The following is a 9342-nucleotide window of genomic DNA, read 5'->3' as shown; positions in this document are numbered from 1 at the left end:
GTGGCCGGTGGCGGTGGCGGTGGCGGTGGTCGGGGCCGGGGTCGGGGTCGGGGTGGTGGCGGTGGACGGTGGCTGTGGCTGTGGCTGTGGCTGTGGCTGTGGCTGTGGCTGTGGCTGTGGCGGTGGCGGTGGCGGTGGCGGTGGCCGGTGGCCGGTGGCCGGTGGTGGTGGCGGTGGCCGGTGGTGGTGGCGGTGGCCGGTGGTGGCCGTGGTGGTGGTCGTGGCTGTGGCGGTGGTCGTGACGGGCTGGTCGCGGCTCAGTCCTGGTGGTCGGTCGCGCGGCGCGATGCGCGCTCGTGGCGGTCGACCGCCCGGGCGTGTGCGATCGCGAGCAGCCGGTCGAGCTCGGGCAGCAGCTGGGGGCCGGGCATGACGATGCTGGCGAAGCCGTAGAGCGCGTAGCCCGGGTGCGGAATCCAGGTGTCCAGCCGGGCGAAGTCGAAATCTTCGCGGTGGTCCTCGAAGTCCTTGGGCGGGAAGCCGAACAGGCTCTCGAAGGCGGCGCGGCCGAGGTCCAGGTTGAGCCGGAAGACGCCGGGGCGGTCGAGCCGGGAGGCCTCGTCGAAGCCGGGCACGTCGTGCTCGACGATGGTGGCGAACGGCTGGCGGCGGTCCGGGCCGACGTAGTAGAAGCGGTCGCCCCAGGCGCCCTCCGGCGCTCCGCTCTCCTCGCCCGCCACGAGCTGTTCGGTGCCGGGAAGCGCAAGGATCCGCTCGGCGAGCATTGCCGGGCCGGTGCCGGTCGGGATGTGCAGCACCGCGTCCGCGTGCTCGACGGTGGCCCGGTCCAGCGGGAAGTAGCGGTGGTCGTGGGTCCGCTGCCCGGCGGCCTCCACCTCGGACGCGCGGACGTACCGGGGGAGGCCGGTCCGATCCTGCAGCCTTCCCTCGTAGGTCGAGGCGGCGGGCGCCCCGATGCCGAGCGAGGGGCTCGCGCCCAGGCTGCCGACGATCACCGCGTACCGGTCGCCGAGCAGCGATCCGGCGATCGCGCCGGCGCTGAACCAGGACAGGTCCATCCCGGCCATCGTCATCGTGCTCGGGTTGCGCTGCAGGTGCCGGTTGTGCGCGAAGGCCAGGGTCGGCCCGCGGTGCGCCTCGGCCGCGCGGATCGCCAGTAGGTTCTCGGCCATCAGCGCGTCCCGGACACCGACCAGGAGGGCGACGCGTTCCCGCTGCGGCAGCGGCGCGGCGGCCCGGGCGTGGTAGCGCAGCAGGGCGACCGCGGTCGTCGCCCGTACGAACGCCGCCTGCCAGCCCTCGGTCCGCCGGGGCGCCTGCAGGTACAGCTCGGTCAGCAGGTCGTCGGCGATGACCCGCAGGCGTTCGGCGCCGGCCGAGCGCCCGATCGACCTGCCCGGCTCCCAGATCGCGGCGGGATCGCTCCACCGCGCCTCGTCGCCGATCAGCTCGTCGATCTCGGCCGAGCGGTCGGAGCCGAGGAAGTCGCAGAGGTGGGCCAGGTGATGCCGCGGGCTCGGTGCGTGGTCGAGCTCCAGCGGGGCGTCGAAGCCGTGGAATGTCAGGCGCTCGGAGTCCGGCCGGCCGGCGTTCCAGTCGCGCATCCGGACGAGCAGGTCGCGGTTGGCCGGGGCGGTACCGAATCCGTGGCTGAAGCCCTCGGCGAGGGCGCGGTCGAGGGTGACGGTGGCGGAGCCCTGGACGAACTCGTCGGCGATCAGCCCGGCCGCCCGGTCGCTCTCCAGCGCGATCGACCGGTAGCCGCGCTCGGCCAGCGACGCGAAGGCCTCGTTGCGCAGCTGGAGGAAGGCGGATTCGCCATGCGTCGGCTCGCCCAGCGCGAGCAGGGCCGGCGGCACGGGGAGCAGGTCGAGCAAGGATGTCATTCCATCAACCGTATCGTTGAACCACCCTTTGAGACTCGCAAGCGTTCGAGCGTGACAACGGCCGGAAAACCCTCAAACAGGGGGCCACCTGCTCGGGCCTCAGAACAGGGAGAGCTGGCCCGGCGTGGGCTCGCGGGGGCTGGTCAGCCCGCGCCGGAAGATCCACGGCCGCAGCTCGGGGGTCGGGTCCTCGGCGCCGGCCGGCACCGGCTCGCCGGTCAGGGCCCACAGCGACGGCCCGAGGTGTATGCCCCGGCCCGAGAGCGCCCACCGGATCACCGAGCGGCGCAGCGGCAGCCGGGCCGCGCTCAGGTCGGGCATCGGCAGGTCGGCGCGCATCCGCATGAGCCGGCGGTTGCGTTCGACGATCTCCCGGGTCGCCGGCGCGGCCAGCTGCTCGGCGGCCTGCTCGCCCACCGCCTCGCGCACCGACGATGCGTCGCCGTTGTCGATCGCGGCCCACGCCGCGTCCACCGTGCCGAAGGCCGCCAGCAGCCGGGCCGCCCGGGCGGAGCCGAACCGCCGGACCCCGGGCAGGTTGTCCGACGGGTCGCCGCGCAGGGCCGCATAGTCCCGGTACTGCCACGACTGCACTCCGCAGAGCTCGACCAGGCCCGCCGAATCCACCAGGACCGCCTCGTCGAAGCCGCCGTTGCGTACCCGCAGCACCGACGTGGTGTCGTCGATCAGGGCGAAGGCGTCGCGGTCGCTGGTCATGAGGACCGAGCGCCAGCCGCGGCTGCGGGCGAGCTCGGCCGAGCTGGCGAGCACGTCATCGGCCTCGTAGGACGGTGGCACGACCGTGCAGATCCCGGCCGCGCGCAGCAGCTCCGGCGCGCCGGCGATCTGTTCGGCGAGGTCCGCCGACTTCGCCGGCCGGTGCGCCTTGTACGCCGGGTAGTCAGTCCGGCGCGCGGAGTCGTCGGGACAGTCGAAGCCGACCACCACGGCGGCCGGCCGCAGGTGCGCGGCGGCCCGGGCGATGTAGCCGATCAGGCCCCGCAGCGCCCACACCGGCCGGCCGGCGCGGTCCAGCAGCCCGTCGAGGGCCGCGGCGTGGTACGCGCGGTGTACGAGGCTGTTGCCGTCCAGGACGAGGAGCAGGGGTGCGGGGGGTGGCACCGGCACAGCTTATTCCGGCCTGCCTCAGGAGTGGCCGAGCAGTTCGCCGAGCGCCGCCGCGAACACCTCGTGGTGCCGGGCGACGTCGTCCCCGGTGGTGTCCGGGCACATCAGCGCCATGTTGTGGAACGGGGTCAGCAGCACACCCCGGTTCAGCAGATAGGTGTGCAGGAAGTCCTCGAGGCCGGCATCGCCGCGGGCGGCGGACTCGGTGCCGGTCCGTGGCGCGGGCGAGGCGAAGCGGTACTCGACCCGGGCGCCGAGCCGGCTGACCGACCACGGCAGCGCGTATCCCTCGATGATCTTCCGGACGCCGTCGGCGAACGCGGTGGCCACCTCGATCATCGTGGCGAACGCGGCGTCGGTCAGCACCTCCTCGAGCGTGGCCCGAGCGGCCGCCATCGACACCGGGTTGCCGGAGAGGGTGCCGCCGACCCCGCCCATGTCGACCAGGTCGAGGTCGGCGCGGCCGAGCAGCGCCGCCGCCAGTTCGGCCGACAGCCCGTACGCGCCGACGGGTATGCCGCCGCCGATGGCCTTGCCGATCGTGACGACGTCCGGCGCCAGCTCCCAGGCCGCGGTCGCGCCGCCGGGCCCGGCCGAGAACGTGTGGGTCTCGTCGTTGATGAGGTAGGTGCCGTGCCCGCGGGTCAGCTCCCGCACCCCGGCGAGGTAGCCGGGCTCGGGCAGCACGATGCCGATGTTGGTCAGCGCGGGCTCCATCAGCACGGCCGCGACGTCGCCGTGCGCCAGCTCGCGGGCCAGCCCGCCGAGGTCGTTGAACTCGGCGACCCTGCTGGTCAGGGTCACGTCGCCGGGCGCGCCGACGTTGCCTTCGCGGCTGCGCGGGCGCCCGTCGGCACCGGTCACGATCAGCGACTCGTCGACGGTGCCGTGGTAGCAGTAGCTGTTGACCAGGATGCGCGGCCGGCCGGTGACGGCGCGCAGCAGCCGGACGGCCCAGCGGTTGGCGTCGGTGGCGGTGAGCGCGAAACTCCACGCCGGCACGCCGAACCGCCGGCTCAGTTCGGCGCCTACCGCCGCCGCGTCCTCTGTCGGCAGCATCGTGCTGGCCCCGCCCAGGTCGCCGAGGCGCCGGGTGACCGCCGCGACAACGGGCGCGGGGGAGTGCCCGGCCATCGCCGCGGTGTCGCCGAGGCAGAAGTCGACGTACTCGTGACCGTCGATGTCGGTCAGGCGGGCGCCGCGGGCCCGGTCGAGGTGGACCGGGAAGCCGGCGGCGCTCTTGTTCATCCAGGTCATCGGCACCCGGCCGAAGAGATTGCCGGCCCGCGCGTAGGCGGCGGCCGACCGGGGATTCCGCCGCGCGAAGGCGGCCCGCTCGCGCTCCGTCAGGGTGCGGAGGCGGTCACGGTCGATGACGTCGTCGGCTCCGGAACCCGTCGGCATGGCGCGACGCTACCAACGAACCGGCGGTTCGGCGCCCCGCCGGACGACTGATTCCGTCGCCTCGGCGAAAAGTCCTCAGGTTCGGGCGGGGCCTGCCGATCATCGGGCTCTGACCACGGGGACACCGAGCGCCGGAAGGGAGCCGAGAGATGGACATCGCCATGGACGTGGCATACACCGTGGTGGACGACCTGTTCGGCCCCGGTTCGGTCGTGCCGTGGTGGGCCTGGGCGGCGACGCTGCTGCTGATCTTCGGCAGGTTGCTCGCCCCGGTCTTCCAGCCGGATTCCCCGCCCGGCCAGAACGTCCCGGCCGTCAAACCCCCGCCCGTGAACCCCACGGTCGTCACCCCCGTGGCCTTCAAGCCCCCGCCCGTGGAGTTCCGCGCCGCCTACTTCCCGGCGAGCCACTTCGCGTCGGACCGCGGCAACTGACCGGGCGGCCGCGCGGCTTCAGGCGACGGTGGCCAGCGCGCGCCCGGCGAGGCCGAGCCCGACCACGAGGATGAGCGCCGCGGTCGCCGACGGCGCCACGGAGCGCCACCGGTCGAAGAGCCGCAGGCGGCCCTCGAGGCGGTCACGCAGGCGGATCAGGAGCAGGCCCGCCGCGGTCAGGGTCGCGGCCATCCCGAGGCCGTAGGCGACGACCAGCAGGACGCCGAACACGGTGCGCCCGAGCGCCGCCGCGCCGAGCAGCACGATCAGGGCGGACGGGCTCGGTACCAGCCCGCCGGCGATCCCCAGCCCGGCGATACCCCACCTTCCGGGCCCATGATCATGCGTATGCGAGTGCCCATGGTCGTGTGAGTGGCCGTGCCCGTGCGAGTGGCCGTGTGCGTGTGCGTGTGCGTGTGCGTGTGCGTGTGCGTGTGCGTGTGCGTGGTCGTGGTCGTGGTCGTGTGAGTGCGTGTGGTCGGCGGCCGGTGCCGGGCGGCGGGAGCGGCGGCGGACCGCCGACACCAGGGCGCCCGCGCCGATCACCGTGACCAGGGCCCCGCTGGCGAAGCCGAGCCAGCCCAGCACCGCCTCCCCGGCGACACCCGCGACCGTGGTCAGCAGCAGGCCGAGCAGCAGCACGCCCCCCGTGTGGGTCAGCGTCACCGTCGCGCCGACCGCCACCGCGTCGCGGGTGCGGCCCCGGCTGCCCGCCAGGTAGGCGGCCATCACCGTCTTGCCGTGCCCGGGCAATGCGGCATGGCCCGCACCCAGCACGAGCGCCAGCAGCACCGCCAGCAGCCCCACGAACGGGGTGAGCCGCCGGCCGCCGACCGCATCCTCCAGCCAGCGCTCGGCGCCGGCGAGGGGCCCGCTCAGGCCGGACGGGCGGACGCCGGACGCCGGCCGCAGCGCACCGGCCGCGGGTGCCGAGCCCGTACCCGGAGCCGCGGTGAACGTGGCCGACCGCACGTCCGAGGGGGACGCGAGCAGATCCTCCGGATACGCCCGCAGCTCGTCGCTCTCGCTCGCCGTCGGCAGGGACGAGCCGGCGAGTGTGATCCCCGACCCGGCGGCGGCGAGCTCGCGCCAGCCGATCCGGTCGTCGCGGAACCGGTTGGCCACCGTCACCTCGGCGGGGCGTCCCAGCCCGGCCGGTGCGGACAGCCGGCAGTCCAGCCGGCTGGTCCGCAGCCCGCCCGCGCCGTCGGAGTAGACGAGCGACGAGGCCACGACGGACCACCGCACGCCGGCACCGCCGACCGTCACCGGCAACGCGGACGCCGCCTCGGCGCACGACGGCGGCGCGTCCTGCAGGGTCGGCAGCTCCGCGAGATCGGCGACCACGACGGCGTCGATGCGGTCGGGGTACAGGGTGAGCCCCGCGTAGCGGTTGACCGTGAAGTTGCCCAGCGGGTGGGCGGCGGCCGGGCCGGTCGGCAGCGCGACGAACCCGAGCGCCGTGAGGACGATGATCATCAGCAGGCGTCTCACGGCTGTGCCTCCAATGCGGACAGCGCCCGGGCGGCCGTGGGGCCGTCGGCGGGGGAGAAGTGTGGGTTGAGGTCGCGGACCCGCCGCAGTTCGGTGCGTGCGTGCGCCAGGTCGCCGGTGCTCAGCGACACCATCGCGAGGTGGAAGGCGTATGCGGCGTTGCGGGGGCCCAGTTCGACGGCCTTGCGGGCGTACGGCAGGGCCTCGGCGTCGCGGCCGGCGGCGTGCAGGGCCCGGCCCAGCACGTCGGCGACCTCGGCGAACGGGCGGCGGCGCCACTCGGCCCGGGCGGCCCTGACCGCGGCGGGCGCGTCGCCGGCGGCGAGGGCGAGCAGGGCGCCGGTCAGGTCGTCGCGGCCGCCGTTCGCCAGGAAGATCCGGTGGGCGGCGCGGGCGAGGGCCAGCTGCTGGTCGGCCTCGGCGCGCCGGCCGGCGAGGCGCAGCAGTTCGGCGTACTCCATCAGGGTGTCCGGGGACGGCGTGCGGGCCGCGACCGACGCGGCGTCCGCCACGGCCGAGGCCAGGTCGCCGGTGGCGGCCGCGACGCGGGCCCGGCCGCGCAGCAGCGGCTGGTAGCCCGGGTCCGCGGCGAGGCCGGCGGCGTATTCGGCCGCGGCGCCCGGCAGGTCGCCGGCGAAGAGGGCCAGGTCGCCGAGCTGGGCGCGGCAGAAGGCGATGTCGGCGGGGTCGACGGCCGCGGACAGCGCCCGCCGCATCAGGTCGGCCGCCTCGGTGAGCCGGCCGCGCTGCTCCAGGTCGTACGAGGCGCGGGCGTAGGCGGCGAGGCCGGGCCGCAGATCGAGCATGCGCTGTACGGCGGCCGTGGCGCCGGCCGCGTCGCCGAGCTGGGTGCGCGCGTCGGCCAGCACGCCGTACGCGGAAGCGTCGTAGGGGTTGCCGCGCAGCGCGTCCGTGGCGAACCTGCGTGCGGCGGCGAAGTCGTGGCGGGCGTTGGCGAGGGCGCCGAGCCCGGCCAGCGCGGCCGGGTTGTCCTTGCCGCGCACCGCGAGCGAGCGGCGCAGCGCGCCCTCGGCCTTCGGGTAGAGGCCGGGATCCGCGGTGATCCGGGCCTGCTCGACGTAGGCGAGCCCGAGCGCGGCCCACGTCTCGTGGTCGCGGGGTAGCTTGCGGAGCCGGTCCTGTGCGCGGGCGATGCCGTCGGCGAGGCGATCGGTGTGCACCCGCGCGGTCGCGGCGGCCGGCGCCGGAGCCGGCTTCTCGCGGAGGCCGAAGACGGCGCCGGCGGCGAGCAGCGCGAGCGCGGAGACCGACACCACCAGGACCGTGCGAAGTGGATGACGCATGGGAGGCTCCCTTCCGTACGGGCGCGCCCGGTGGACGCGCCCGTATCCGGTGTCGGTCAGAAGGCGACGGTGTCGTCGGCGCGCGACGGTACGGCCCGGCGGCGCCACATCCACGACGCCCCGAGCAGGGCCAGCAGGGCGCCTCCGCCGATCACGGACGCCAGGACCAGCGCCGAGGTGCCCCGGCCGTCGGAGGCCGCGGCCGCCGCGGGGCTCAGCGACGGCGCCGGCTTCTCGATCGCCGCGCCGCTGCCGGTGATCGCCGCGCCGGTACCGGATCCGGCTCCGGACCGGGCGTTGACGGCGCCCTGGTTCGGCAGGGCGACGTAGGGGAAGACGCCGCCGAACGCGTTGTCGTTGCTGTCGACCTTGTCGCCCGCGGCGAGCGCGTCGACCAGCTTACCGGTCTGCGCGGCGCCCTCGACGGCCTGTACGGCGATGTCGACGGCGTCGTCGCTCAGGCGCCGCCCGTTCGGGAAGCCCTGCAGGTCACCGGCGAGCACTCCGAGCCGGTTCGGCTGGGCCGTGACCGGGACGTTCAGGTTGAGCCGCAGCATCTCCGACGGGCGGAAGCGCTTCGGGTCGACGTCCTTGTTGTTGAGCTGCGAGTTGAGGTCGGCCTTGATCGGGCCGCCGGCCTTGGTGGTGATCCCGGTCAGGAAGATCTCGACCAGGTCGTTTCGCGGGGTGGCCGGCGCGGGCACGCCGTAGATGCCCTCGATCAGCTTCGGCAGCTCGGGGTCGGTGACCCGCTTGACGACCGCCGGGATGCCGGCGTCCTTGTCGGGCGAGATCGAGTTGAAGGCGTCCTTCAGGTTCGCCGGCACGACCACCTCGTTGACCAGCGGGTTGCCGAGACGGGACACCTGCACGCGGTCGTCGGTGAGCTTCGGGTTGCTCTGTCCGGTGACGCGTACCCGGTTGCGGTCGGTGGTGGTCCAGACGCCGATCACCGGGTTGCGCTTGGCGTCGCCGCCCAGCGCCACGTCCTTGAACGGCACCTGCAGCGCCAGGGTGTTGACGTTGTAGCCGGCGAGCGTGTCCTGGCCGGTCTCGCTCAGGTCGCCGCCGTAGAGCAGGTCGAAGACCCGCAGGTCGAGGAAGAACGGGTCGTCGGCCTGGCCGGCGAACAGCTTCCAGCCGCCCTGCAGCCCGATGGTGGCCTCGTCGCGCAGCTTCTGGTAGTCCGGCATCGAGGCCGGGCCGATCCGCGACGGCGCGACGGGCGCGTCCTTGATCCGGGTCTTGAACGGCGCGCCGCCGAACGACGACTCCAGCGTGTAGGTCTGCTTGAACAGCAGGTTCTTGTCGCCGAACGAGGTGACCGGGCCGTTGTTGTACAGGAAGGTGGCGCCGCCGCGGCGGTCGACGTTCTTGAACGTCCAGCGGAACACGGCGTCGGCCTTGGCGTCGCCGTCGCTGTCCACGTTGATGTTGTAGGCGGCGTCGGTGGCGAACGGATAGAAGTTCGGGCCGCCGTCCGGCTCCTCGAACGGGATCCAGTTGGCGATGAGGTTGACGTAGCCGGGGCGTTCGGGGCTGACGAAGGCGTACAGGTCCGTGTTGTCGGCGGCCGGATCGCTCGCGATCAGCGGCGCCTCGCGGTGGCTGGAAGCCACCGACGCCGACGGTCCCAGGCCGGCGAGGGAGCCGACGAGGACGGTGCCGGCCGCGGCGACTGCCGCCACGACCCTGCGCCTCTTCTTCAACGGTTGCGTGGTCATCTCTGTC

The 9342-nt window shown here is 74.4% G+C and carries 8 protein-coding genes; 2 read left to right on the top strand and 6 right to left on the bottom strand.

All coding sequences use genetic code 11. From position 1 onward, the window contains the following. Nucleotides 1-104: 104 nt before the first annotated feature. Nucleotides 105-242, top strand: coding sequence for a hypothetical protein (locus AB0B58_RS38885; RefSeq protein ID WP_360235127.1), 138 nt, complete (start codon nt 105-107; stop codon nt 240-242). Nucleotides 243-257: 15 nt separating this feature from the next. On the opposite strand, the gene AB0B58_RS38880 is transcribed toward AB0B58_RS38885, so the two are convergent. The 3 genes from AB0B58_RS38880 to AB0B58_RS38870 all read right to left on the bottom strand — a co-directional run bounded on the left by AB0B58_RS38880 (nt 258) and on the right by AB0B58_RS38870 (nt 4379). After that, nucleotides 258-1847: a DUF6194 family protein gene (locus tag AB0B58_RS38880; protein WP_360235124.1), complete on the bottom strand. Its 1590-nt coding sequence runs from the start codon at nt 1845-1847 to the stop codon at nt 258-260. Between the two features lie 99 nt (nt 1848-1946). Next, nucleotides 1947-2969, bottom strand: coding sequence for a 5'-3' exonuclease H3TH domain-containing protein (locus AB0B58_RS38875; protein ID WP_360235121.1), 1023 nt, complete (start codon nt 2967-2969; stop codon nt 1947-1949). A 24-nt stretch (nt 2970-2993) separates the two neighbouring features. Next, nucleotides 2994-4379 (bottom strand): transaminase, encoded by a 1386-nt coding sequence (locus AB0B58_RS38870; RefSeq protein WP_360235118.1) that lies wholly within the window; start codon nt 4377-4379, stop codon nt 2994-2996. Nucleotides 4380-4528: 149 nt separating this feature from the next. On the opposite strand from AB0B58_RS38870, the gene AB0B58_RS38865 reads away from it, so the two are divergent. Continuing rightward, nucleotides 4529-4813 (top strand): hypothetical protein, encoded by a 285-nt coding sequence (locus AB0B58_RS38865; RefSeq protein WP_360235115.1) that lies wholly within the window; start codon nt 4529-4531, stop codon nt 4811-4813. 18 nt (nt 4814-4831) lie between these two features. Here AB0B58_RS38865 and AB0B58_RS38860 read toward each other — a convergent pair whose 3' ends face one another. The 3 genes from AB0B58_RS38860 to AB0B58_RS38850 are packed head-to-tail and all read right to left on the bottom strand — an operon-like array spanning nt 4832 to nt 9335. Then, nucleotides 4832-6307 (bottom strand): sulfite exporter TauE/SafE family protein, encoded by a 1476-nt coding sequence (locus AB0B58_RS38860; RefSeq protein ID WP_360235112.1) that lies wholly within the window; start codon nt 6305-6307, stop codon nt 4832-4834. Further along, complete coding sequence (locus AB0B58_RS38855) at nt 6304-7611, bottom strand: hypothetical protein (protein WP_360235109.1); 1308 nt, start codon at nt 7609-7611, stop codon at nt 6304-6306. Before AB0B58_RS38855 ends, AB0B58_RS38860 begins: the two co-directional genes overlap by 4 nt. A 56-nt stretch (nt 7612-7667) precedes the next feature. After that, on the bottom strand, nt 7668-9335 hold the full coding sequence (locus AB0B58_RS38850) for a DUF4331 domain-containing protein (protein WP_360235106.1): 1668 nt from the start codon (nt 9333-9335) through the stop codon (nt 7668-7670). Between the last annotated feature and the right edge of the window lie 7 nt (nt 9336-9342).

This window comes from Actinoplanes sp. NPDC049118 (genome assembly GCF_040648555.1).
Lineage (GTDB): Bacteria > Actinomycetota > Actinomycetes > Mycobacteriales > Micromonosporaceae > Actinoplanes.
The sequence above is the reverse complement of the archived record's forward strand: the minus strand, read 5'-3'. Positions and strand labels throughout refer to the sequence as shown.

What these genes read in the sequence shown, in the direction of transcription:
- AB0B58_RS38880 (WP_360235124.1), bottom strand. Translation starts at nt 1,847, where the DNA reads ATGACATCCTTGCTCGACCTGCTCCCCGTGCCGCCGGCCCTGCTCGCG.
- AB0B58_RS38855 (WP_360235109.1), bottom strand. Translation starts at nt 7,611, where the DNA reads ATGCGTCATCCACTTCGCACGGTCCTGGTGGTGTCGGTCTCCGCGCTC.
- AB0B58_RS38865 (WP_360235115.1), top strand. Translation starts at nt 4,529, where the DNA reads ATGGACATCGCCATGGACGTGGCATACACCGTGGTGGACGACCTGTTC.
- AB0B58_RS38850 (WP_360235106.1), bottom strand. Translation starts at nt 9,335, where the DNA reads ATGACCACGCAACCGTTGAAGAAGAGGCGCAGGGTCGTGGCGGCAGTC.
- AB0B58_RS38870 (WP_360235118.1), bottom strand. Translation starts at nt 4,379, where the DNA reads ATGCCGACGGGTTCCGGAGCCGACGACGTCATCGACCGTGACCGCCTC.